Raw genomic sequence first — 23,399 nt, 5'->3', positions numbered from 1 at the left:
ATGGTAAGCGCAGGTTCGAGTTATTGGTGTGCGCGAGTGGTAGTGACGTCGTTATTCGTTAGCGTCGGGGCGCACCAGGAAGACCGATGCACTGGTGCGGCTGGCGACCTGGCTGCCATTGGCCGGCATGACGATATCCAGGTGGCGGTGGGCGTGGGTCGGCATCACCACGAGGTCGGCCTCGACTTCATCGATGGCCTTGACCAGCGTCTCGACCAGGTCGGCAACGGGGTCGACCCGACTGATCATCTTGCTGCTGACCGGCTGACCATGCACCTGCCCGCGCTGCTGAGCGAAGGCCTCCAGCTTCTGGGCATACTCCTCGGGTGTGCGGGCCACGCTGCCCGGCGTGGTGGCGGTGACCCCGACATAGCAGACCTCGGCCTGGTAGTGGCGTGCCATGTCCGCGGATACCTTCAGCGATGGCTCGATCACTTCGATATGTGCCAGATCGACCGGCACCATGATCTTGTTGAACATGCCTGCTTCTCCTTGTTTGCCACGCGCCCTGTTGCCACGGGGCTTCTTGCGACGCTCTTCTTGCTACGAGCTTGTTGCGATGCTCTTCTCGCAACGGCGTGCTTGCCGGCGACGGGCCGGGAGCGGTGGCTCTCCTTCCGAATGCCAACCGTGCTGAGCCAGCCGTGCTTAGTCGACCTTGCTGAGGTTAGTGTAGTCGCATCTCGGCATGCAAAAGGGGAGGCACTGTGGTGCCTCCCCTTTGCCTGGTCAAGCATCAGCCAGGGAGGAGTGAGCCGTTGTCCGCCCTCAGGAGGCGGCGTCGAGCCACTCCTGAACCACGTCCTGGTTCTCCTCGACCCACTTCTTGGCCTCCGCGTAGGCGTCGTCACCCTCTTCCTGCATAAGCATGACCTCGCCCATCATCTCGGTGTCCCACTCGAAGGCGTCCAGGATGGCGAAGGCCTCGGGCATCTCCTCCTCGAGGCCCTGGCGAACGATGGTGTGAATCTTCTCCTCACCGCCGTAGGTGCCCTTGGGGTCCTCGAGGAACTTGAGATCCCAGCGGGCCAGCTTCCAGTGGGGCGCCCAGCCGGTCACCGCCACATCCTGCTCGTTGTCGATGGCATTCTTGAGGGCGGCGGTCATGGTGGCGCCGCTGCCGCTGACCAGGTCATAGTCGAGGTCGTAATCCTCGATGACCTGCTCGGTCAGGCGCATGACACCGGCGCCCGGATCGATGCCGGTGATCTTGCCGTCGAAGCTGTCGACGTGATCGTTCAGGTCGGCGATGGAGTCGGCTTCACTGTAGGCGGGGACCACCATGCCCAGCTTGGCGCCTTCGAGACTGGGACCGGCATCGACCACGTCATCCTTGAGCTTGGCGTAGTAGTCCTCGTGGGTGATCGGCAGCCAGCCGGCCAGGTGTGCGTCGACGTCACCGGTGGCGACCGACTGCCACATGGCGGCGGCGGACAGCGAGGAGGTCTCGACATCGTAGCCGGCCTGCTCCAGCACCACCTGCATCACGTTGGTGGAGGCGACGGTGGAGGCCCACTCGACATAGGCCAGGTGCACGGTGCCCTTCTCTTCGGCTTGCGCGGCGCCCGCGGAAAGAGCGGCGCCGGTGGCCAGGGCCAGGCCGGCGAGGCGGATGCGATGGTTAAGCAGATGCTTCATCGTGATTCCTTCCTTCGAGTATTTACAGGCAATACTCTGGCGGCTTCTCTGCGGGCTTTCAACCGAGGCCCTCAACGCAGGCCTCGGTCGTCCGGCTCAGGACTTGCGCTGTTTGCGCAGGGACTGGGTCAGTCGGTCGAGCAGCATGGCCAGGATCACCACGGCGATGCCCGCCTCGAAGCCATCCCCCGGACGCAGGCGCTGGATGGCACGCCACACCTCGCTGCCCAGGCCATCGGCGCCGATCATGGCGGCGATCACCACCATGGAGAGGGCCAGCATGATGGTCTGGTTGATGCCCGCCATTACCGTGGGCAGCGACAGTGGCAGCTGCACCTTGAACAGCTTCTGGCCACGGGTGGCACCGTAGGCGTCGGCGGCCTCGATCAGCTCACCGGGCACCTGGCGGATGCCCAGGGTGGTGAAGCGGATCGCCGGCGGCATGGAGAAGATCACCGTGGCGAAGATCGCCGACACCGAGCCGATGCCGAAGAAGGGGATCGCCGGAATCAGATAGACGAAGGCCGGCATGGTCTGCATGAAGTCGAGTACCGGCATGATCACCCGGTAGAGCCGCTCGGAGAGCGCCGCGGCGATGCCTACCGGCAGGGCGATCACCACCGCCACCAGGGTGGCGATGACCACCAGGGTGAGGGTCTCGATCATCGAGTCCCACAGGCCCATGTTCCAGATCAGGGCCATGCCGACGGCGGCGCCGATCGCCAGGCGCGCGTTGGCCAGCCACCAGCACAGGCCGACGATGATCAGCAGCAGCCCCCAGGGGGGCAGCCACATCAGGGCGTCGTTGAGGCCGTCGATGCCGGTCTGGGTCACCCGGGAGATGCCACGGGTGACCATGGAGTACTCGCTGGTCAGCCACTCGAGGCTACCTTCGATCCAGTTGCCCAGGGGAATACGGGGAATGTCGATCGCCATCACTGGTCTCCTGCCGCTGCCGTGAGATTGTCTTCATTTACCGTCGAGGGCTCGGCGGCCTGGGCCAGCTGGTCGAGCACCGCCCCCTTGACCACCACGCCGAGCAGCCGGTTGTCGGCATCCACCACCGCGATGGGGTAGCTCTTCTCGCTGAACATGGCGAACAGGTTATGCATCGGCTCGTCGAGCCTCACGCTACGGAACTCCTGGGTCATGCAGTCGGCGATGGTGTCCTTGCCGTCGTTGGCCGCCTGTTCTAGGGCATCGACCTCGGCCAGCCCGACCAGGGTGCGATCCCGGCGGGTGACATAGATGGAGTCGATGTTGTTCTCGTGCATCTTGCGCAGCGTGGTGCGAGGGCCGTCGGTATCCCGGGCAATGGCGCGTACCTTGCGCATGGCATGCTCGGCGGTAAGGATCTTGGACATGTCCACGCCTTCCACGAAGCGCCTTACGTACTCGTCGGCAGGCTGGGTCAGGATCTCTTCCGGCGTGCCGATCTGCACGATCTCGCCATCCTTGAGCAGGATGATGCGGTCGGCGATATTGAGCGCCTCGTCGAGATCGTGGGTAATGAACACCGTGGTCTTCTGCATGCGGCTCTGCAGTTCCTGCAGCTCCTGCTGCATATCGCCGCGGATCAGCGGGTCCAGTGCCGAGAAGGCTTCGTCCATCAGCAGCACGGTGGAGTCGTTGGCCAGGGCACGGGCCAGGCCCACGCGCTGCTGCATGCCGCCGGAGAGCTGGTTGGGGTAGGCGTCTTCCCAGCTCTCGAGGCCCACCTGCTTGAGCGCCTTGCTGGCGATCTCGCTGCGCTCTGCCTTGTCGACCCCACGGATTTCCAGACCGAACTCGGCGTTCTGCTGCACCGTGCGGTGCGGGAACAGAGCAAAGTTCTGGAAAACCATGGAGAAGTGGCGGCGGCGGCACTCCAGCAGTGCCTTGTCATCGAGCTCGGGGATATTCTCGTCGTCGATGATGATCTCGCCCTCGGTGGGCTCGATCAGCCGGTTGAGGCAGCGGATCAGGGTCGACTTGCCGGAGCCGGAAAGGCCCATGATCACCAGCAGCTCGCCCTCGTAGACATCGAAGTCGATATTGGAGAGGCCCAGGGTCTGGCCGGTCTTTTCGTGGATTTCGGCGCGCTTGAGGCCCTGGTCACGCAGTTCGAGCCCCTTCTTCGGATTGCTGCCGAAGACCTTGCTCAGGTTGCGAACCCGAATCTTGACGTTTCGGTTCTCATTCATTGATTTGCCTTCTTGTCAGTCCCTGGCGTAATGCAAACGGCGCAGCATATGCCGGGCCGATGCCGCCTATTTTGGCATGCGGGAGCGTTGACGGTTGCGAAAGGTGCTACACCCTACTTTTTTTTGAATGATCATTCAACTTAACGGCCCGATGCGATGGGGCGGCCTGTTAGTCGCGCCATGAGGATACGCGATCTGTTATATGACGCCAGCCGCCGTTACCTGGCGGTATCCGCCGGGGACCCCGTCGCATCGTCGCGAACCGCGTCTCTGGCCGCATCTTGATCTCCCTGGCGAGCCATGTAGGAGGCGTGGGCGCGCTGGGCCTGACGCTGCAGGGCAAGGTCGAGGCGCTCCACCAGCCCGGCGAGCAGGCTCTGGTGGCGCTCGCTCAATGAGGGCTGGTGATGTGCGGCCTCGATCAGTGCCGCACCCGCCTCGCGCACCCCGTGAGGCGTTCGCCCCCGGGCGCTGTCGGCGTAGGCTTCGGCCAGCGCCAGGATGAAGCGCCGCTTGGCCCGCTTCAGCTCGCTACCCGGCAGGTCGTCGAGGCGGCGGCGGATCTGCAGGCAGGCGTAGCCGGTGTCCAGGCCGGCGAGGCCGAGGCTGAGGAGGTGGCGCTGGTCATCCGGCAGCACATCGTCATGCTTGGCCAGGTGCAGCATGCGGTCGGCCATGGCACCGATGAAGTGTGCCTCCGTCTCCTGCACCGGTGGACCCGCCAGGCGCTTCAGGTCGCCGACGATGGCGGCGATCAGGCGGCGCTTGCGCAGGGTGGCGCCCAGGCCGGGCAGCAGGCGGAAGCCCATCACTACCGTGGCCAGCCCGATCATCACGGCGACGGCCCGGTTGATGAAGGATGCGAAGGAGAGGTCCATGCCGTTGCCCGGCATGGTCAGCAGGATATTGCCGATGGTGAAGGCCAGGCAGTAGCCCATCAGTCGCGGATTGGCCGCGCCCAGCAACCCGAGGAACAGCGGAGTGAGCACGAGCATCGCCAGCATCGGGAAGCCGCTGGCCTGGGCCAGCAGCACATGGCCGAACAGGAAGGCGCTGGGGATCGCCGCCAGCATGCCCTTGGCGAACATCATGGCGACCATGACCGGATTGTCACGACTGGCGAAGAACGCCGACAGCAGGGTGCCGAGCAGCATGGCCACCTGGCCACTGCTCCAGCCGGTGGCCATCCAGAAGGCGGCGAGCACGCAGAAGATGCCCCCGGCGCGCAGCGCGTTGACGCCGGCGACCAGATGGTCGCGATGCCAGGCGAGGGCGACCCCGCGCAGTCGCTTCCCTTGCGGCCGGGTAATGGCATCGCGTGCGTCGAGCATCACCAGGGCGTGGCCCAGGGTCTCGCGCATGCCCAGCAGGCAGCGCTGCTCGATGGGGGAGAGGGCCTCATCGGGACACGCCAGCACCCGGCGGCGCAGCGCGTGCAGCCGCCGATGGGCCGCGGTGATGCCGCTCTCCCTGGCGGAATCGCGAAAGGCGTCGGCCAGGTCACCGGCCAGGGCGTGGATCGTCGGCGAGAGGCGCTGCGCCTCGTGGTGCAGCAGCTGCTGCAGGGCGTGTAGGGTGGCCAGCATGCGCAGGGTATGGCGGGTCAGCACGTGGCTGGCGCGAATTCGCCCCGGACCCTCGGGGCCCTCATAACGCGCCGCCTGGCTATCCCCCTCGAGCAGGGTGAGAGGCTCCAGGCTGCCGGTCAGGGTGCCCTGAAGCTCGCCGAGATCCTGCGAGTCGGTCATCCGCTGGGCGGCATGCAGGAAGGCCTGGTTAACGACCTCGTCGGCCTGGCGGCCCAGATGGTCGCCGACCCTGATCGGCCACAGCAGCGAGCTGACCAGGGTGGCGCATACCGCGCCCAGGGCCAGCTCCGACAGGCGGGCCACGGCGATGCTGAAGATGGCGTCGGGCCGGCTGGCGCCGATCACCACGATCAGCATGGCCGTGACGGCCCCCATGATGCAGCCATAGGAGGCGTTGTTGCGCAGCAGCGAGCTGCCGTAGGTGCACAGCATGATCCACAGGGTCAGGAACAGCAGGGCCGGCACGGGGGCCTGACCGAACACGGCCATGATGGCGATGCCGGCACCGCAGCCCACCAGGGTGCCGGTGATCTGGCTCAGCCCCTTCTCGACCACCATGCCACTCATCGGGCGGATCTGCAGGAACGCCGCCGAGATCAGCGCCCAGTAGGGGCGTTCCAGGTCACACCAGAGCGCCACATAGAGGGCCAGCAGCATGGCCAGGGTCGCCTTGATGGCGAACCGCACGGCCTCGCCGCTGGGAGTCAGGTATGCCTGCAGCCAGGGCGACATGCGGGTTACTCCCGGGGCTCGATATGCACCGAGGCGGTCATGCCGGCGCTCAGCGAGAGCTCCGCGGGGAGCTCATCGAGGGCGATGCGTACCGGGATGCGCTGGGCCAGGCGGACCCAGTTGAAGGTGGGGGCCACCCGGGGCAGCAACTGGGCATCGGGGGTGGTGTGGGGGTCGGCGATGGCGCGGCCGATGCTCTCGACATGGCCGCGCAGCTCGGTATCGCCGCTCATCAGGATGACCCGGGCGGGGTCACCGACCCGGATGCGCGGCATCTTGGTCTCCTCGAAATAGCCGGTGACATGGAAGGAGTCCGTCTTGACCAGCGCCATCACCGGCGCGCCGGCATTTACGTAGTTCCCTTGGGCCAGCTGCAGGTTGAGCACATGGCCGCTCGCCGGTGCCACCACCGTGGTGCGCTCGAGGTCGAGGCGGGCGCTGGCGAGCTGGCTGCGGGCCTGATCGAGTCGGGCCTGGGCCACCTGGCTCTCGAGGCGTGCCGTCTCCTGGCTTTCGGCGCTGATCGCCTGGCGGCTAAGATGACTACGGCGCGAGGCCTCGTGCTGGCGTCGCTCCAGTTCGACCTGGCGCTGGTCGACCAGGGCCTGGGCACTCTCCAGGGCCGAGCGATAGCGCTGGGGGTCGACCCGGAACAGGGGCTCGCCCGCCGCGACGCGCTGGTTGTCATCGACCGACAGCGAGACGACCCGGCCCGAGAGGTCCGAGGCCACGGTGATGATCTCGGCCCCGACCCGGCCATCGCGTGTCCAGGGGGTATAGAGGTAGTAGTGCCAAAGCCACAGGCCGGCGAGGATGGCCAGGGCGACGATAACGAGGGTGACGAGGCTGCGAAGCAGTGTGCGCATGGTATGAGGGTTCCGGGTGACTACGCCGAGAGATAGGCCGCGGCAGCGGTGCAGATCACGAACAGGGAGACATCGAACCAGGCCTCGTACCACAGGCGGTTAGCGCCCAGCAGCCGAAAGAGCAGGCTACGAATCAGCAGGGTGGCGCCGAGCCCGATCAGGGCATACAGCAGCAGAGGGGAAAGATATAGCCCGCCGATGGCGACTTCACGAAGTGGCATGCTCGCTCCTGGCGCGCTGGGTCTGGAGTTAACGCCATGGTAGCAAAGTTCATGGGACGCAAAATCCACGCAGGATAACGTAGCTGGCTCTCCCGCCCCTGGTCTATATCAACCAGGCCTACATCAGCCAGGCCAGCAGCAGCGGCAGATAGAGCAGCGAGAGCAGGGTCGAGCAGAACACCAGGCTGGCGACATACTCCGGCTCGCGGCGTGCCTTCTGGGCGAACAGATAGTTGAACACCGCCACCGGCATGCTCATCTGCAGCACCACGATGCCGTGGGCCAGCGGCGGCAGGCCGAGCAGTGCGCCGATGCCCCAGGCCAGCGCCGCGGCCACCGGGATGCGCAGCAGGCTGAAGCCGATGCCGGAGCGCAGGCTCCTGACCTGAATGCTGGCCAGCGATACCCCCAGGGTGATCAGCATCAGCGGCACGGTAAAGCCCGAGATCAGGTCGACGCTATTGGCGAGCCACAGGGGCAGGTCGGTATCGGTCAGCAGCAGGACCAGCGACAGCAGAATGGCGTAGACGGTGGGCGTGCGCACCAGGGTGCGCAGCGCGTTGCCGCTGTTGCTGGCCATCACCGACCCCAGGGTGAACTGGAACAGCGAGACGGTGACCATGACCGTGATGCCGTAGGCGAAGCCGGCGTTGCCGAAGGCGTAGAGCACTACCGGCAGGCCCATGTTGCCGGTGTTGGGGTACATGGCCGGTGCCAGCAGCACCCGCCAGTCCTTGCGCAGCAGGCGGGCCAGCGGCCAGGTCATCGCCGCCATGGTGCAGATCACCAGCGCCGTGGCGAGCATGGTGCGGCCGAAGTTGCCGGCCTCGATCTCGGCGCTGGAGAGCGAGGCGATGACCAGCGCCGGCGTCCCGATATTGAAGACCAGGCGGGTAACGAACTCGACCGGATAGGGCTGCCCCAGTCGCACCCAGGAAAAACCCAGACCCGCCCCGGCCAGTACCGGGGCCATCACCGCGAAGAGTTCGGCAAGCATGCAGGTGCCTCAGAAGAGTGGAGGACCCGCCATTGTCCTGAATCGCCGCACGGCTTGCCAAGGCAGAAGGGGAAAAGTGAATGCGTGACCATCTCGAACGCCATCAGGTCTGGCTCTACCTGGCGGCGATAGTGACCGGGCTTGGCCTGGGCCTGATGCGGCCCGAGATCAGGGCCACCCTCGAGGGCGGACTCTGGCCACTGCTCGGCGTGCTGCTCTACGCGACCTTCACCCAGGTGCCGCTAGGGCGGCTCGCCCTGGCCCTGCAGGACTGGCGCTTCGCCATGGCACTGGTGGCAGGCAACTTCCTGCTGCTGCCGCTGTTGGTGGGCACGCTGGTGGCGCTGTTGCCGCTGGCGCCGGCCGTTCGGCTCGGGGTGCTGTTGGTGCTGCTGGTGCCCTGCACCGACTGGTTTATCACCTTCACCCATCTGGGCAAGGGCGATGCCGGACGCGCCATCGCCGCCACGCCGCTGCTGCTGGTGTTGCAGCTGCTGACGCTGCCGCTCTATCTCTGGCTGTTTCTGGATATGCAGTGGGTGCGGGTCGCCATCGGCGCGCCGCTGCTCGGCGCCTTCGTCGGGTTGATTCTGGTGTCACTGGTGGCGGCCGGGTTGACCCAGCGGCTGGCGCGACGTCGCGCCACGGCACGCCGCCTGGTGCAGGGACTGGGCTGGCTGCCCGTGCCGCTTCTGGCCATGGTGTTGCTGGTGGTGGCGGCGACCCAGATCGCCGGCATGCGGGGGCTGAGTGGCGTGGTATTGCAGGTGCTGCCGCTCTTTATCGGCTACCTGGCACTGGCCGCGCTACTGGGCTGGGGGCTGGGGCGTGGCTTCGGGCTGACGCCACCGGCGGCACGCACGCTCACCTTCAGCTTCGGTACCCGCAACTCCTTCGTGATGCTGCCCATCGCCCTGGCGCTGCCCGAGGGCTGGCAGGCCACGGTGGTGGTCGTCTGCCAGTCGCTGGTCGAGCTGTTCGGCATGCTGGCCTATCTGCGCTGGGTGCCCGGCCGGTTGATCCCCGATCGATAGATTATCGTCAGCACACCGTCGGGGATACGGCCAGGCCATCCCGTCAGACCATCCAGCCAGAGCACTGATCCAGGAGAAGCGGCGGACTACTCCTCGGTCGTCTTCAGGCTCTTGGTCCAGCGCTGGCGGGCGTACTTGCGCAGGTTGGCGACATTGTCGGTCTCGTCGACGATATCCTGACCGAGAATAGTCTCGATAACGTCCTCCAGGGTGATCAGGCCCACCCAGGTGCCCAGGTCGTCATACACCACGCAGAGGTGCTGACGGTCCTGCACCATCATGGTGAAGATCTGCTCGATGCTCTCCTCGGCGAGTACCGACTTGACCGGATGCATCAGCGACTTGAGGTCGGCGCTCTCATCGGCGCTGTAGGTGTCGGCCTTGTGCACATAGCCCAACGCCTGCTCCCCTCCATCCATCACCGGGAAGCGGGTAAAGGGCGAGGGACTGAGCTCTGAGCTGAACTCGCTCACCGTCATGGCGGGCGTCCCCGTGACCGAGACGGTACGCGGGGTCATCACGTCCTTCACCTGGATATCATGCAGGTTGAGGATATTGATGATGACGCGGGTCTCCTCCGGGTCCAGCGCCTTCTCCTCCTGGCCGATCTGCGCCAGCGCCTTGATCTCGCCACGCATGTCGGTGTCCATGGCATCCTTGCCGATGCGCCTGGTGATCTGCTCCGACATCCAGATAAACGGCTTGAGGGTCAGCACCATGACATCGAGAGTGGGGGCCAGCATGCCCGACAGCTGACGCCAGTAGGTGGCCCCGATGGTCTTGGGGATGATCTCGGAGAGAAACAGGATCAGCAGCGTCATCAGTGCCGAGGCGATGCCCAGCCAGGCTTCGCCGAACACCACCGTGACCTGGGCGCCGACGCCGGTGGCACCCACCGTATGGGCAATGGTGTTGAGCGTAAGAATCGCCGCCAGCGGCTGATCGATATTGCGCTTCAGATCGTTGAGCCTGGCGTGCAGCTTGGGGTTGGTCTCGCGTACCTGGGCCACATAGCTGGGGGTCATCGAGAGCAGCGCCGCCTCGAGCAGTGAGCACAGGAAGGAAACGCCAATGGAGAGAACAGCGAAGGCTATCAGCAGGAACATGAGGTCTCGGATGGTGGCCAGAAAAGGGCCGCGTGTTGCGGCTCGAGCATAATCGCCGATGGCATCGCTTCACTGCAAGGCATCTCGCTCTGGTCTCGGCCATCGGCATTCGCTATCATACGCCGGCGCCTTTCGCGCACCCTCCGTATAAAGGGCCTATAGCTCAGTTGGTTAGAGCAGAGGACTCATAATCCTTTGGTCGCTGGTTCGAGTCCAGCTGGGCCCACCAATGAAATCAGCGTCTTACGAATTTTACCTGGTGAGTCCCATAGCCCAAGGGTACAGTTTCGGTACAGTGCCGATCCTTCAGCCCCCTGGAGACTTTCATGGCCACCATCGTCAAGACCCCTGCCGGTAGCTGGAAAGCCGTTATCCGCAAGACCGGCTGGCCCACCACCGCCAAGACCTTCCGCACCAAACGAGACGCCCAGGACTGGGCACGCCGCACCGAAGACGAAATGGTGCGTGGCGTCTATATCCAGCGCAGCGCCTCGGAGCGTATGACGCTCGAAGCCGCGCTCAAGCGGTACCTGGCCGACGTTACCCCTACCAAGAAGCCCAGCACCCAGAAGAGCGAACGCCACAAGGCCAACACGCTGATTGAGCACTTGGGCAAGTACTCCCTCGCGGCCCTGACGCCGGAGCTGATCGCCAACTTCCGTGACACCCGTCTGAACAGCATTGGCCATCGTGGCCAGCCCATCAGCGCCAATACCGTGCGCCTGGAGCTCGCCTTGCTTGGCCACCTATACACCGTGGCCATCCAGGAATGGGGGCTGGGCTTGACCTACAACCCCGTCCAGAACATCCGTAAGCCCAGCCCGGGGGAGGGGCGAGACCGGCGCCTGAGTCCCGACGAGGAGAAACGGCTTTTCGCCGTGCTCCGGCAGCACAGCAACCCCATGCTGGCCTGGATCGCCAGAATCGCTCTGGAGACGGGCATGCGCTCGTCGGAGATCCTGACCCTCACACGCTCCCAGGTCGATGTGAAACGCCGCGTGGTGCGTCTCACCGATACCAAGAACAACGAAGCCCGCCTGGTGCCGCTGACCCAGTCCGCCACCGAGGTTTTCAAGCAGGCGCTGAACAACCCGGTGCGGCCGCTTGACTGTGACCTGGTGTTCTTCGGTGAGCCTGGTAGGGACGGAAAGCGCGGTCCCTACGCTTACACAAAGCTATGGAATCAGGCGAAGAAGAAGGCCGGACTCGATGACTTTCGTTTCCACGACCTACGCCATGAAGCCGTCAGTCGGCTGGTAGAGGCGGGACTATCTGATCAAGAGGTCGCCTCAATTAGCGGCCATAAGTCCATGCAAATGCTGAGGCGGTATACGCATTTGCGGGCAGAAGATCTTGTCTCGAAGCTAGACCGAATTCAAAGCTACTAGCCAAACCATCTCGGATGTAACGCTGTGGTAGTAATAGTAATATTATTACTATTACTACCACTGAATAGACAAACTCCCTTCATCTCCTGATCAAAGATAGCCCATGTCATGCCAGTGATGTGTGGCGGGCATGCTTCATATCATATTCTGTATGATATTTTGTATCGTATTAAGTCCTCAGTACGAAATAAGTGCCTAGGCGTGCCGTAAGGGAAAGCCAGAGGCGCCTGCAAGATTTAGCCTGAGCGAGGTGGTGGGGTGTTGAAAGATAATAATAATAATATTCTTATTATTATTATGAGGTCGCTGGTTTGAGCCTGTAGGCGAAGGTTTTAAAATAATATTGTGTATTTTTGTTAATTTGCAAAGCGTTGAAATTATTTGCCTTTCTGAGTTTGTTTTTAAGACAGATAGTCAAAGTGATATATTTTGATGGTCAATGTGTATTGTATTGATTGGCCTAAAAAAATGGCATGGTTGAGCTTTATCTTGAGTTGGTTAGTATAATTTCCGTCAACGTTCGATTGATGGTGCTAGCTATGACTGTAGATGATTACCTTATTGACAGATTCGGCCTTCTGATGAGCATATCTGACTTGGCGGACCTGCTCGATCGCTCTCCAGATGGCGTTCGTGTTTCTTTATATAGCGATACTGAGGTGTCGAGAAAGCTGAAGTCGACAATGGTAAAGGTAGGGCGTCGAGTCTACTTTCGGACTCTTCAGGTAAAGGATGCGTTGGGCTTGGAGCACTGATGAGCGTGCAAGCAATAGCCTGGGCTCTACATCAGCAAATTGTGAGAGACCCCGGTGCGCGTCATGTACTCATTGGCTTGGCTAACCATGCCGACGAAATAGGTCGTTACGCTTTTCCAAGCATCGATCTGTTATCTAAATATACAGGCCTTAAGCGTCGAACTGTACAAGAAAAAATTAAGTTGCTGAAGGAGTTGGGTGTAATAAAGAAAGGAAATCAGAGGGTGGCAGCGGCAATTATTGACCGCGCTGATCGTAGGCCAGTGGTATATGACCTCAGAATGGACATTGGTGCTGATCAAAGCGTTGTCGATTCTGAAAAGAAAGCGAGTGGTGAGGGGCAACGAGATGCGAAATCTGCACCCCGTCTGCCACGGGGGGAAAATACTGCACCCCGCCACTGCCACGGGGCGCAGATTACGGTGGAACGGGGTGCAATATCTGCACCCGAACCGCCCTTAACCGTCACTAACACACACACATACGTAGATGAACAGAGCGAGAGGCATCCTAAGCAGTACCGAATGACCTATGCATGGGAACCCGATAACGATGTCTTCAGGTTTGCATGTAAACGCAGAGGCATGCCTGATGATATTTACCCTAGCCAAGCTGAGATAGCTGACTTTGTTGGGTTTTATTCGGAAACAGCTCGGAAGTTCACTGAACAGGGCTGGCATGACCGGTTAGCACGTTGGGTTTATGAAAACCAAACGTCTCGAAAAGGAACTGAGGAGAGGTCCTCACGACTTTGGGGGAAAGATGGCGATGAAAGTTACTACGGAAAATCTTCATCACGTCGTGTCTCAGCTGCCGAAGCACGAGAACGAAACCGGAGATGTTAATAACTGGAAAACTGAATCCGAATCAAGTTTCAATGCGCAAGTAGTGAGTGAAGGCGACATTGATGCACTATTTGATGCCCTTAAGAATCTTTACGGTAATAAGTTTGTTAGTCAATGGGGGTTGTTTGATGAGCAGGGGGTGTGGCTTGCTGAATTGGCCCATTTAAATGTCTTGCAGCTAAATATTGGCTATTGCCGTTGTAAGGAGAGGCTTAAAGATTTTGTTAGAGAAGGTAAGGCCGCTTGGCCGCCACAACCTGCAGAATTCGCTGTTTTATGTGAGATAAGGCCAGAGGATTTAGGCATGCCAACTATGGAAGAAGCTTGGGAGGAAGTATGTGAAAAGGCTCACTCTCCTGGTGATCGTTTGTGGAGCCATGTCGTTGTCCGTCTTGCAGCTAGAAAAGTAACGTGGGCTGTTATGCACACTTCTTTTGAAGAAATAGGCAGGGTTCGCGACCGGTTCAGTCAGGAATACCTTGCACTAGTTAACCGTGTGATTAGCGGGCAGCAATTATCTGATCAGGAATTGCTGGGAAAAGACAATGAACTTACTCCGGTTCAAAGGGCTGTGAAACGGGGAGAGGAACGAGCTCTGATGCTAGCAAAGAGCTTGGGTTGCACAAAGGTTAAAGGCGCTGCGCTGAGCGAGATTAGGAAAATTTTGTCGCATTGATAAATACGCTCTGCTTAGTGATGTAAACAGGAAGGTCATGGGGTTAGTTGTGGGTGTGTGTAATTGATGGGAAATTTTCTTATAGAGATCTAGTATGGAGAGTAATAATTTTGATGCGCCTAATTATTTTGATAATGGTTTATCACGGCTTTATCGAACACATGCAGTAGAACTGCAAGCGATGCAGAGTGAGATTAAAACTTTGGTAATTATTGCCGGTCACGCTCGCGATTGTATAACTGAAGGGCTGGAGGATCTTCCTGAAGAATTTTTCATATGCATTGAGGAGATGAAAGAGGTGATGGAGTCCATCGATATCAAAAGCCTGGATTTTGAAAAGCGTGCACTCACGCTCCAGAGAACGAAACGGCGTCTGGAGGCCAAGGCGAACCATCAGAAGCCTCAAAAGGAGGATTGATCATGAGCATCAAAATTTCGTGCGCACGAAAAATGGCCGGTGTCGCCCTCGCGGCCACCATCGGACTATCGCAGCCAGCCATGGCAGGCGGGATTCCCGTTATCGACGTGTCGAGCTTGACCCAGCAGATTTTGCAGGCTCAGCACATGCTTAACCAAATCGAGCAACTGAAAAGCCAGCTCGAAACGGCCAACAAGGAGCTGGACAGCATGAGCGGGGTTCGTGGCCTGGGCAACGCCATCGACTCGGCCTATGACACCGCCGTGAACGTCGATCCTAACCAGGTGCTGAGTGACGCCGGTATCAGGGGCGCGAACGAACACGGCCTGTCCGGGGATGTGGCGGAGCTGTACGACAGTGGCAACCAGAACACGGCGACCTGGCTTGGCCAGTCCCAAAAGTCCCTGGAGCAGGCCCAGGAGCGTTTTAACGAGCTGACCGGCTTGGTGGCCGAGGTCAACAACAGCCCCGATCAGAAAGACGTTCTGGACCTCCAGGCCCGTATCGGCGCCGAGGAAGTCATGCTGCAAAACGAAATGGCCAAGCTGACCATGCTTCGTTCGCAAGCCGAGGCCAACCGGGCAATGCACAACCAGCGTGTGCAGCAGATGCGCGTCGGGTCATCAGGGGAACCGTTCGAACTTGATTGGTAAGGAGGTCTTATGGATGTCGGGAAAATTTCGTGCGCACGAAATATTGCCATTGTGGTTCTGGTCAGCGTTGCGCAGTCCGGGTGCTTTGATGACACCCCGGATACTGGCCCGGTGCAGACCGTGGACTGGTACAAAGCGCATTACAATAAGCGCAAGGTGACCCTGGAGACATGCGGCAACAACCCTGGCGAACTCCAAGAGACGCCGAATTGCATCAATGCACTCCAGGCAGAACGGGCACTGTCTAGCGGTGAACCCTTCGAGCTTGACCTGTCTAGCCTCAAAAGCGAGGAGGGTTCATGAACCTGTTTGAAGGCATGTTCTCCGTCGTTGATCAAGCACTGGACCAGTACATCGTCAACACGGCTACTGACCTCATCGCTTACATCACTCCAATGTTTACCAGTATGTTGATCGTCTGGGTTGCGATCTGGGGCTATTTGATGATGTTTGGCAAGGTCAGTGAGCCTTTGCAGGAGGGCGTCTTTCGCATCCTTCGCATCGGCTTCATCATGACGCTGGGACTGACGGTCGGTACCTATATGGGCGTCGTGGTGGACGTGCTGGCTCACGGCCCGGTAAAGGTAGCAGCAGTCATCACGGGGTCCAATGGAGGTGCAGCGACCATTTTGGACAGCCTATTCTCCCGCGTTCTGGCCGTAGCCGATCAGGCCTGGGATAAAGCGGGAGTCATGAGTGGTGATTTCGGCATGTATCTGGTGGCAATTTTGATCATGGTGTTTGGTGGTGGTGTTGCCATCGTAGTGGCGTTTCTCCTGCTGGCCAGCAAGGTGGCAACGACAGTGCTGCTGGCTATTGGGCCGTTCTTTATCACCGGCCTGCTGTTTAACAGCACCCAACGCTTTTTCGAGAGCTGGCTGGGCATGGTGGTCAATTTCGGCATGCTGCTGGTTTTGGGTTCAGCCATTGGGCGCATGGTCATCGATGTCAGCGAAGCGTTCATGAACATCGTGGAATCTTCGGCAGGCACGATGGCTAGTATGACCACAAGCGCCTATCTGATTGCTTTTTTTGCCCTTGGCATCCTCGTTCTGAAGCAGGTGCCGGCCATTGCTTCTGCATTGGGCGGTGGTGTGGCATTGGCAACTCAGGGCGCTCTGGGCTCCGCTATGTCCGCGATGCGTCCCTCAACAATCAGGCGTCAGTACCGTGGTATTCAGCGAGATACGCGTATCGTAGGAAACGCTGCAGCAGCACCGTATCGTGGCGCCAAATCGGCTTATCGAGCGTATCAGAAGCGCTTTGGTGCCGGCAACGTGATAACCGGAGGTTGAACATGCCATCACAATGGTTTGCCACCTGGCATGCGCGTTGGATGCGCATCAAACGTCTCGGAGAGCTATGGCTATCTGGCGTGCTGCTACTCATTGGTGCCTTGCTGGTCGTGGCCTTGATGCCCGCACTCCCAGGGATGGTCTCGAATGCGTTGGGGGGGGATACCCATGCCATCAAAATACTGCTTGTTTGCACGGCGGGAATCGCAGTGTGCGTACTTCAATGGCGATGGCGAACGGCGATCTATCCGCAGCTTCGGCGAGATGCGTCACAGGACCGACAATCATGAGCTATCGTCGCTTGACGCCTCAGGAGGTAGAAGACTTGCGCAACGAGATGCGCGCCGCCGGGCAATGGATGAAGACTGAGATAGCCAGGCGTCGGCATGAGCGCGGAGTGGCTATTGAGGCTGAGACAAGTGCCTCCCCTATTACTAATGGCGAATCCACCGGCTCAGCCCCAGGTCACGATCAGGTTTGAGAAAAGCTCGTGCGTATTACTAATGGCGACGCCTTCAGCCTTGTCAGCGAAACCTGAATTTCTTACGTAAGAAAGGCACGTTGCGGATTATGGGCAGCCATTTATTCGGCGTTAACCGCCGGCCTACCGACATCGAGAAAATTTCGTGCGTACGAAATCCACCACTGGTTTTAGGGCTAGGGCAGGATTCGCAAAGTGCTGGCATTTGGTACCAAGTGCTCGTGCAGGTTCAGATTTCTGTTAAAAGTTGCGATGAGAACGTATGGTTGACGCTTATGAAGGTGACTAGAACTCGACTGACTGATGATGAGAAGGCAGCGTGGAGTCAATTCTGCCGAGCGAGCCGTGTTAGTGAATCCAAGATGCTAAGGATGATGATCCGGAAGGTGTCTGGCTGTGCACCTCATACTGTTGCCAGTAGCGCAGAATCAAAATCTGAAAAGGTTACGATTCGGCTAGCGCCTGGGGATTTCAAAAAAATGGACGGGATGGCTCAAGAAGAAGGGTACTTAAATCGTACCAGCTGGACGGCAGCGGTCGTACTGGCTGCTCTTCACCGCGAACCTGTCCTCTCTGATGAAGAGATTAAGGCGCTGCGTCAATCATGCCGTGAGTTGGGTGCAATCGGGCGTAACCTTAACCAGGTGGCTAGGGCTTTGAATGTCGAGTTTCGGGAGAGTGATAGAATCAAGCGTGAAGAAATTGAAGACTTATCCGGGAATATAGATGAGCATCGTGCGCTAGTTTTGGATTTGTTGGATAAGAATATGAATCGGTGGAGATAGCGAGGCATGATTAAGGTTGCCAGAATCTATATGAGAGCAAGCAGTAAAACACAGAGTCTTGAGCGCCAGGAGAGGCTTATTTCGGATGCTAGAGAAGCTGGTTATTATGTTGCTGCTGTGTATCGGGAAAAGGCTTCAGGAGCTATAGCTGATCGACCAGAGCTCATGCGTATGATTTCGGACCTGCAGCCTGGTGAGCTCGTGGTCGCAGAAAGAATTGATCGTATTAGTCGTTTACCCCTTCCAAAGGCCCAAGCCCTTATAGATACTATCCATGAAAAAGGCGCGAAACTTTCAATTCCTGGTGTTTTCGATTTTTCAGATCTGGTGAAGGAGTCGGAGGGGATAACCAAAATAGTTCTTGAGTCAGTGCAAGAGATGCTACTTAAATTAGCTTTGCAGATGGCTAGAGATGATTATGAGGAGCGTCGCAGGCGACAGCAGGAGGGCATCGAGCTTGCTAAAGAAAAGGGACTGTTTACGGGGCGACGTCCGAATAAAGAGCTTCATGAACGCATTAGGGCTTTGCGTTCTGCTAGGTTCTCTATATCAGATACTGCTCGCATTGCTGGATGCAGTGAAGCTTCGGTTAAACGAGTCTGGTCTAAATTTAGCAAGGGTGATAGTTGATTTTATGATATTGCACTTTGTCGAGAAATTTAGGAATAAGGAGTGTTAAATGCAAAGAGGAATTGCTCTAGGTGCTGTGTTTTTATCCTGTTTGTATGTGGCGGGGTATGTTTATAAATACTCGTTTTTCTCATTAATTACGTATGAGGTGGGCTGGGCTGATTTAGATCCCTCTGACTATATCGCCTGGGGTGTTTATTCGCTGATTGATATTTTTCGTATCAATGTTGTTGCGTTGGTGGTTTTGTATGCTGCCGCACTGACATACTTTTCTGATGTTATGGCCCTGCTGTTTAAGGTTAGAGGGCGGATATATCTTGGCGGCCTGGGTCGTGATACGGCTCGTGCTTTAATGTTATCTATTGGTGCTTGCTTTTACTATTTGACAGGGCTTCTTGTATTTTTGGTGGTTGCTGCTGGCGTTCAAGGAATAGAGGAAAAGGCTAAAGAAGACCTGGGTAAATTCTTGGAGTTAAATAGGACTGACTTTATGTGCGAAGTCTCTGGGGAAAGTTGTGTTAAAGGTAAGCTTTTTTACACAAGTGATAATGAATACATTTTTTATGAACATGGCGAAGACGTCTATTCTGGTGAGTTTCATGTAGCCCATAAGCGGAATGTTTATGTTCAGGTGGGTTGGAACGAGAGTAGCGAGAGTAGGATGCGGGAACTGAGTAAGGGTGATGAAGGTGAATAAGCTCTGAATTTATAGCCTAGTGCTCCATGTACCTGCAGTCCGAGGCCGGGCTGCTTTGAGCCCATCCCCCCGTGTATGATGCTACTCAACCTATACTGAATCGCATAAAACGTGGGGAAGCATCGTGAACACGGAAAGTCACTCTCAACTGGCGGCCTTTATCTGGTCCGTGGCAGACCTGCTGCGCGGCGATTTCAAGCAGTCCCAGTACGGCCGCATCATCCTGCCCTTTACCCTGCTGCGACGCCTGGAGTGCGTGCTGGAGCCCACCAAGGCCGATGTGCTGGCCGCGGCGCATACCCATCAGGCCAAGCCCGAGGTGGTGCGCGAGAAGCTGCTGCTGCGCGCGGCGGAGCAGCCTTTCTTCAACGCCTCACCGCTGGCCCTGGGTACGCTCTCCGACACCCAGACCGCCGACGACCTGATGAGCTATGTGCAGTCGTTTAGCCAGGACGCTCGGGAGATCTTCGAGCACTTCGAGTTCGAGAACTACGTTCAGCAGCTCGACGCCGCCAACTTGCTGTACAAGGTCATCGAGAGCTTTGCCGCCACCGACCTGAGCCCCCAGCGGCTGACCAACTACGGCATGGGCCTGGTGTTCGAGGAGCTGATCCGCAAGTTCGCCGAGAGCTCCAACGAGACGGCGGGGGAGCACTTCACCCCGCGCGATATCGTCCACCTGACTACCTCCCTGGTGCTCACCGGCCAGGACGACAAGCTGCGCCCCCACGGCATCGTCACCGTCTACGACCCCACCGCGGGCACCGGCGGTTTCCTCTCCGAGAGCGACGAGTATATCCAGCAGGTCAGCCAGGACGTGACCGTCTCGCTGCACGGCCAGGAGCTCAACCCGGAGTCTTACGCCATCTGCAAGGCGGACATGCTGATCAAGGGCCAGGCGGTGGAACGGATCAAGCTCGGCAACACCCTCGCCGACGACCAGCTTCCCGGCGAGCGCTTCGACGTCATGCTCTCCAATCCGCCCTTCGGCGTGGAGTGGAAGAAGGTGCAGAAGGCGATCACCGACGAGCATAAGCAGAAGGGCTATGAGGGCCGCTTCGGCCCCGGCCTGCCGCGGGTCTCCGACGGCTCGCTGCTGTTTCTGATGCACCTGGTGAGCAAGATGCGCGCCCGCCGGGATGGCGGCTCGCGTATCGGCATCATCCTCAACGGCTCGCCGCTGTTTACCGGCGGGGCCGGCAGTGGCGAGTCCGAGATCCGCCGCTACCTGCTGCAGCATGACCTGGTGGAGGCCATCGTCGGCCTGCCCACCGACATGTTCTACAACACCGGCATCGCCACCTATGTGTGGGTGCTCTCGAATAACAAGCCCGCCGAGCGCCGCGGCCAGGTGCAGCTGATCAATGCCACCGGCCGGGCCAGCAAGATGCGCAAGTCGCTGGGCAGCAAGCGCCAGTTCGTTGCCGACCGCGATATCGAGGAGATCGTGCGCCTCTACGGCGCCAACCAGGAGAGCGAGGAGAGCAAGCTCTTCCCGGTGGAGGCCTTCGGCTACCGGCGCATCACCGTGGAGCGCCCGCTGCGCCTCAACTTCCAGGCCAGCCCCGAGCGCCTGGCCAGGCTCGATGACGAGAAGCCGATTCAGAAGCTCATTGATGCCGAGCGCGAGGCGCTCAAGGCCGCCTGCGCCACTCTTGACCCGGAACAGCGCTTCACCAATCGCGATGCCTTCACCAAGGCACTGAAGGCCGCGTTCAAGCAGCACCTGCCGGAGGGCATGAAGGTCGGCGCCCCGCTGCAGAAGACGATCCTCAATGCCCTCTCCGAGCGCGACCCTGAGGCGGATATCTGCCTCGACAGGAAGGGCAGCCCCGAGCCCGACACCGGCCTGCGCGATAACGAGAACGTGCCGCTGGACGAGTCGGTGTTCGACTACTTCGAGCGCGAGGTAAAGCCCCATGTGCCCGATGCGTGGATCGACGAGGAGAAGCGCGACCCGCTGGATGGCCGCATCGGCATCGTCGGTTTCGAGATCCCCTTCAACCGGCACTTTTATGAGTTCACTCCGCCGCGCCCGTTGGAGGAGATCGACGCCGACCTCAAGGCCTGCACCGACCGGATCAAGCAGATGATCGAGGAGCTGTCGGCATGAGTTTCCCGAAGTATCCCGAATACAAGGACTCCGGCGTCGAGTGGTTGGGGGAAGTGCCGGCGCATTGGGGACTCAAGAAAATTGCTTGGCATGTGCCCTACACAGTGGGGTGGACCCCCTCGTCGGGCAAAGAAGAATATTACGATGGCGATAACCTTTGGGTGACCATCGCTGACCTTAACAAGCCAGTGATCCATGACACTAAATCAAAAATCAGCGATAAGGCTGTATCCGACAGGGGCGGCAGGTTGTCGCCTGCCGGCAGCATGTTGTTTTCTTTCAAGCTGACTGTCGGTAATGTTTCATTTCTTGGCAAGCAGGCATACACAAACGAAGCTATCGCCTCCTTTGAGCCGAACGAATATGTTGACCTGGTTTATTGGAGCTACGCTGCTCCTCAGTTCATTCCAAAATATGGAAGAGAGAATATATACGGAGCCCTTCTTTTAAACCAAGAACTGATTGGGGCTGTGCGTTTCTATGCACCGGATATTGAAGAGCAAAAGCGTATATCGCGCTTCCTCGACCACGAAACCGCCCGCATCGACGCCTTGGTGGAGGAGCAGCAGTGCCTGATCGCGCTGCTCAAAGAGAAACGCCAAGCGGTGATCTCCCATGCCGTCACCAAGGGGCTGGATCCCGATGTTCCGATGAAGGACTCCGGGGTGGAGTGGCTGGGGGAAGTGCCGGCGCATTGGGAGGTGACGCGCCTAAAGTTTGTTGCTCGAATTGTGGATTGTAAGAATAGGACGCCAAGCTATCATGATGATGGAGAGTTTTTGGTTGTAAGAACCTCGAATGTTAAAAGCCAGTCTCTAATTGTTGATGGTGCGTTTTACACAAACGAAGAAGATTTTAATGTCTGGACTCAGAGGGGCGTGCCGCCAGAAGGTTCGATTTTGTTTACTCGTGAGGCCCCGGCAGGGGAGGTCTGCTTGGTGCCAGAAAACATGCCTTTATGCCTGGGTCAGAGGATGATGAATATCATTCCAAGCGACAGCAGGATCACGTTTTTTGTTTTTGACTTTTTAACTTCAGATTGTCTTTCTCGCTACATTAACAGTGTTTCACACGGCAGTACCGTTTCTCACCTGCGCGTTGAGCAGGTCTACGACATTCCGTTAGTTGTACCTCCCTTAAGTGAGCAAGAGGCGATTGATCTTAAGGTTTCAGCTTTAAAACAACAGTTCACAAAGCTAATTGATGAAGCTGAAAGTGCAGTAAAGATGTTGTCCGAGCGTCGCTCCGCCCTGATCTCCGCCGCCGTCACCGGCAAGATAGACGTGCGAGACTGGCTGTCACCTGAGGGCTCAACGGCATCCAGCGAGGCCGCGCAAGTGGAGATGGTATGACGCAGGGACGCAGCATTCGGCTCTTTCTGGTGGACGGCACGCCCAACGGCCTGCTGACCGCCGAGATCATGAACTGGACCGGCCATGTGCTCACCGGGCCGCGCAGCAAGCTCAGCGAGCTGGTCCAGCGCCCCGAGTGCGGCCGCACCGGGATCTACTTCCTGGTCGGCCCCGACCCCGACAATAGCCTGCGCCCGCAGGTCTACATTGGCGAGAGCGATGACGTCGGCACCCGCCTGAAACAGCACAATCGGACCGAGGAGCGTGGTGGCAAGGACTTCTGGGAGAAGGTCAGCCTGGTCACCAGCAAGGACCAGAACCTGACCAAGGCCCACGTGAAGTACCTGGAAAGCTTGCTGATTCAAAGTGCAGGGCAGACAGGCCGAAGCAAGCTGATCAACGGCACTGCCCACGAGTACATCAACCTGCCCGAGTCTGACCGCGCCGATATGGCGTTCTTCCTGGAGCAGATTCGCACCGTACTGCCGGTGCTGGGCTTCGACTTCCTGCGTGACCGCCCGATGCCTTCCAGTGAGCCGGTTGCCCAGGAGTCCCGTACTGAAAAATCGCCCCGCTTTATTGCCGAAGTGCCGCGGCACGGCATCAAAGCCCATGGCCAGGAGATCGACGGCGAGTTCTATGTGCTGGAAGGGTCTTTGGCGCGTGGCAAATGGACCGGCGTGGATGGAGGCTACCAGAGCCTCTATCAGCAGCTATGCGACGACGGAGTGCTGGTGGAGGCTGAACAAGGACTTCGGCGCTTCTCCACCGACTACGCCTTCTCGAGCCCCAGCGCCGCCGCGGCGGTCGTTTCCGGCCGAAGTGCCAATGGCAGAGAGCACTGGAAGGTGGAGGGCAGAGGGCAGACTTACGCCGCCTGGCAAGATCAGCAGGTTAGCGCTGCCGCTGCGGAGGCAGAGCCAGTCTCTACCTGAGGAGGTGAAA

At 59.1% G+C, this 23,399-nt stretch carries 22 protein-coding genes, 1 tRNA gene and 1 pseudogene; 15 read left to right on the top strand and 9 right to left on the bottom strand.

The window, feature by feature from the left end; all coding sequences use genetic code 11:
• Positions 1-51 precede the first annotated feature (51 nt).
• From RM463_RS07485 to RM463_RS07450, 8 genes are all read right to left on the bottom strand, one after another.
• Positions 52-480 (bottom strand): universal stress protein, encoded by a 429-nt coding sequence (locus tag RM463_RS07485; protein WP_195689067.1) that lies wholly within the window; start codon positions 478-480, stop codon positions 52-54.
• Between the two features lie 288 nt (positions 481-768).
• Entirely contained in the window at positions 769-1,638 is an 870-nt protein-coding gene (locus RM463_RS07480; RefSeq protein WP_311429638.1) for a glycine betaine ABC transporter substrate-binding protein, read from the bottom strand.
• A 96-nt stretch (positions 1,639-1,734) separates the two neighbouring features.
• Positions 1,735-2,568 carry a proline/glycine betaine ABC transporter permease gene (locus RM463_RS07475; protein WP_311429938.1) on the bottom strand — a complete coding sequence of 278 codons (834 nt, stop codon included), beginning with the start codon at positions 2,566-2,568 and terminating at the stop codon, positions 1,735-1,737.
• Between the two features lie 5 nt (positions 2,569-2,573).
• Positions 2,574-3,821 (bottom strand): glycine betaine/L-proline ABC transporter ATP-binding protein, encoded by a 1,248-nt coding sequence (locus RM463_RS07470; protein ID WP_195689069.1) that lies wholly within the window; start codon positions 3,819-3,821, stop codon positions 2,574-2,576.
• 218 nt (positions 3,822-4,039) lie between these two features.
• Positions 4,040-6,142 carry an FUSC family protein gene (locus tag RM463_RS07465; protein ID WP_311429637.1) on the bottom strand — a complete coding sequence of 701 codons (2,103 nt, stop codon included), beginning with the start codon at positions 6,140-6,142 and terminating at the stop codon, positions 4,040-4,042.
• Between the two features lie 5 nt (positions 6,143-6,147).
• Complete coding sequence (locus RM463_RS07460) at positions 6,148-7,008, bottom strand: HlyD family secretion protein (protein ID WP_311429636.1); 861 nt, start codon at positions 7,006-7,008, stop codon at positions 6,148-6,150.
• 20 nt (positions 7,009-7,028) lie between these two features.
• A complete protein-coding gene (locus RM463_RS07455; protein WP_161423752.1) occupies positions 7,029-7,229 on the bottom strand; it encodes a DUF1656 domain-containing protein in 201 nt (66 codons plus the stop codon).
• Between the two features lie 118 nt (positions 7,230-7,347).
• Positions 7,348-8,226, bottom strand: a complete 879-nt coding sequence (locus tag RM463_RS07450) for an AEC family transporter (protein ID WP_311429635.1) — start codon at positions 8,224-8,226, stop codon at positions 7,348-7,350.
• 80 nt (positions 8,227-8,306) lie between these two features.
• Between RM463_RS07450 and RM463_RS07445 the strand changes: the two genes are divergently transcribed.
• Positions 8,307-9,260, top strand: coding sequence for an arsenic resistance protein (locus RM463_RS07445; protein WP_311429634.1), 954 nt, complete (start codon positions 8,307-8,309; stop codon positions 9,258-9,260).
• An 86-nt stretch (positions 9,261-9,346) separates the two neighbouring features.
• On the opposite strand, the gene RM463_RS07440 is transcribed toward RM463_RS07445, so the two are convergent.
• Complete coding sequence (locus RM463_RS07440) at positions 9,347-10,366, bottom strand: CNNM domain-containing protein (protein ID WP_311429633.1); 1,020 nt, start codon at positions 10,364-10,366, stop codon at positions 9,347-9,349.
• A gap of 152 nt (positions 10,367-10,518) precedes the next feature.
• Between RM463_RS07440 and RM463_RS07435 the strand changes: the two genes are divergently transcribed.
• From RM463_RS07435 to RM463_RS07370, 14 genes and pseudogenes are all read left to right on the top strand, one after another.
• A tRNA-Ile gene (locus RM463_RS07435) sits at positions 10,519-10,595 on the top strand.
• A gap of 97 nt (positions 10,596-10,692) precedes the next feature.
• On the top strand, positions 10,693-11,754 hold the full coding sequence (locus RM463_RS07430; RefSeq protein ID WP_311429632.1) for a site-specific integrase: 1,062 nt from the start codon (positions 10,693-10,695) through the stop codon (positions 11,752-11,754).
• Positions 11,755-12,508: 754 nt separating this feature from the next.
• Positions 12,509-13,165, top strand: a pseudogene (locus RM463_RS17520) (helix-turn-helix domain-containing protein); the annotation flags it as partial.
• Positions 13,166-13,211: 46 nt separating this feature from the next.
• Entirely contained in the window at positions 13,212-14,030 is an 819-nt protein-coding gene (locus RM463_RS07420) for a replication protein P (RefSeq protein ID WP_311429630.1), read from the top strand.
• Between the two features lie 94 nt (positions 14,031-14,124).
• The gene (locus tag RM463_RS07415; protein WP_311429629.1) at positions 14,125-14,448 is read left to right on the top strand and encodes a hypothetical protein; all 324 of its coding nucleotides are present in this window, start codon (positions 14,125-14,127) and stop codon (positions 14,446-14,448) included.
• Between the two features lie 2 nt (positions 14,449-14,450).
• A complete protein-coding gene (locus RM463_RS07410; protein WP_311429628.1) occupies positions 14,451-15,101 on the top strand; it encodes a type IV secretion system protein in 651 nt (216 codons plus the stop codon).
• A gap of 9 nt (positions 15,102-15,110) precedes the next feature.
• Positions 15,111-15,404, top strand: a complete 294-nt coding sequence (locus RM463_RS07405; RefSeq protein WP_311429627.1) for an EexN family lipoprotein — start codon at positions 15,111-15,113, stop codon at positions 15,402-15,404.
• Entirely contained in the window at positions 15,401-16,396 is a 996-nt protein-coding gene (locus RM463_RS07400) for a type IV secretion system protein (RefSeq protein ID WP_311429626.1), read from the top strand. Before RM463_RS07405 ends, RM463_RS07400 begins: the two co-directional genes overlap by 4 nt.
• Before the next feature lie 852 nt (positions 16,397-17,248).
• Positions 17,249-17,662: a plasmid mobilization relaxosome protein MobC gene (mobC, locus tag RM463_RS07395; protein ID WP_311429625.1), complete on the top strand. Its 414-nt coding sequence runs from the start codon at positions 17,249-17,251 to the stop codon at positions 17,660-17,662.
• Positions 17,663-17,668: 6 nt separating this feature from the next.
• The gene (locus tag RM463_RS07390) at positions 17,669-18,292 is read left to right on the top strand and encodes a recombinase family protein (RefSeq protein ID WP_311429624.1); all 624 of its coding nucleotides are present in this window, start codon (positions 17,669-17,671) and stop codon (positions 18,290-18,292) included.
• A gap of 49 nt (positions 18,293-18,341) precedes the next feature.
• On the top strand, positions 18,342-18,989 hold the full coding sequence (locus tag RM463_RS07385; protein WP_311429623.1) for a hypothetical protein: 648 nt from the start codon (positions 18,342-18,344) through the stop codon (positions 18,987-18,989).
• Positions 18,990-19,113: 124 nt separating this feature from the next.
• Positions 19,114-21,102, top strand: coding sequence for a class I SAM-dependent DNA methyltransferase (locus RM463_RS07380; RefSeq protein WP_311429622.1), 1,989 nt, complete (start codon positions 19,114-19,116; stop codon positions 21,100-21,102).
• Positions 21,099-22,454, top strand: coding sequence for a restriction endonuclease subunit S (locus RM463_RS07375; protein WP_311429621.1), 1,356 nt, complete (start codon positions 21,099-21,101; stop codon positions 22,452-22,454). The genes RM463_RS07380 and RM463_RS07375 overlap by 4 nt, the downstream gene beginning before the upstream one ends.
• Positions 22,451-23,389 (top strand): GIY-YIG nuclease family protein, encoded by a 939-nt coding sequence (locus RM463_RS07370; protein ID WP_311429620.1) that lies wholly within the window; start codon positions 22,451-22,453, stop codon positions 23,387-23,389. The genes RM463_RS07375 and RM463_RS07370 overlap by 4 nt, the downstream gene beginning before the upstream one ends.
• Positions 23,390-23,399: the final 10 nt, after the last annotated feature.

Source organism: Halomonas sp. LES1, from assembly GCF_031846005.1.
Classification (GTDB): domain Bacteria; phylum Pseudomonadota; class Gammaproteobacteria; order Pseudomonadales; family Halomonadaceae; genus Halomonas.
Note: the sequence above shows the minus strand (reverse complement) of the source record. Positions and strands in the feature narration are given on the sequence as shown.

Coding starts and splice junctions, on each gene's coding strand:
- RM463_RS07485 (WP_195689067.1), bottom strand. CDS start 480: ATGTTCAACAAGATCATGGTGCCGGTCGATCTGGCACATATCGAAGTG.
- RM463_RS07480 (WP_311429638.1), bottom strand. CDS start 1,638: ATGAAGCATCTGCTTAACCATCGCATCCGCCTCGCCGGCCTGGCCCTG.
- RM463_RS07470 (WP_195689069.1), bottom strand. CDS start 3,821: ATGAATGAGAACCGAAACGTCAAGATTCGGGTTCGCAACCTGAGCAAG.
- RM463_RS07465 (WP_311429637.1), bottom strand. CDS start 6,142: ATGTCGCCCTGGCTGCAGGCATACCTGACTCCCAGCGGCGAGGCCGTG.
- RM463_RS07460 (WP_311429636.1), bottom strand. CDS start 7,008: ATGCGCACACTGCTTCGCAGCCTCGTCACCCTCGTTATCGTCGCCCTG.
- RM463_RS07455 (WP_161423752.1), bottom strand. CDS start 7,229: ATGCCACTTCGTGAAGTCGCCATCGGCGGGCTATATCTTTCCCCTCTG.
- RM463_RS07450 (WP_311429635.1), bottom strand. CDS start 8,226: ATGCTTGCCGAACTCTTCGCGGTGATGGCCCCGGTACTGGCCGGGGCG.
- RM463_RS07445 (WP_311429634.1), top strand. CDS start 8,307: ATGCGTGACCATCTCGAACGCCATCAGGTCTGGCTCTACCTGGCGGCG.
- RM463_RS07440 (WP_311429633.1), bottom strand. CDS start 10,366: ATGTTCCTGCTGATAGCCTTCGCTGTTCTCTCCATTGGCGTTTCCTTC.
- RM463_RS07430 (WP_311429632.1), top strand. CDS start 10,693: ATGGCCACCATCGTCAAGACCCCTGCCGGTAGCTGGAAAGCCGTTATC.
- RM463_RS07420 (WP_311429630.1), top strand. CDS start 13,212: ATGAAAACCAAACGTCTCGAAAAGGAACTGAGGAGAGGTCCTCACGAC.
- RM463_RS07415 (WP_311429629.1), top strand. CDS start 14,125: ATGGAGAGTAATAATTTTGATGCGCCTAATTATTTTGATAATGGTTTA.
- RM463_RS07410 (WP_311429628.1), top strand. CDS start 14,451: ATGAGCATCAAAATTTCGTGCGCACGAAAAATGGCCGGTGTCGCCCTC.
- RM463_RS07405 (WP_311429627.1), top strand. CDS start 15,111: ATGGATGTCGGGAAAATTTCGTGCGCACGAAATATTGCCATTGTGGTT.
- RM463_RS07400 (WP_311429626.1), top strand. CDS start 15,401: ATGAACCTGTTTGAAGGCATGTTCTCCGTCGTTGATCAAGCACTGGAC.
- mobC (WP_311429625.1), top strand. CDS start 17,249: ATGATGATCCGGAAGGTGTCTGGCTGTGCACCTCATACTGTTGCCAGT.
- RM463_RS07390 (WP_311429624.1), top strand. CDS start 17,669: ATGATTAAGGTTGCCAGAATCTATATGAGAGCAAGCAGTAAAACACAG.
- RM463_RS07385 (WP_311429623.1), top strand. CDS start 18,342: ATGCAAAGAGGAATTGCTCTAGGTGCTGTGTTTTTATCCTGTTTGTAT.
- RM463_RS07375 (WP_311429621.1), top strand. CDS start 21,099: ATGAGTTTCCCGAAGTATCCCGAATACAAGGACTCCGGCGTCGAGTGG.
- RM463_RS07370 (WP_311429620.1), top strand. CDS start 22,451: ATGACGCAGGGACGCAGCATTCGGCTCTTTCTGGTGGACGGCACGCCC.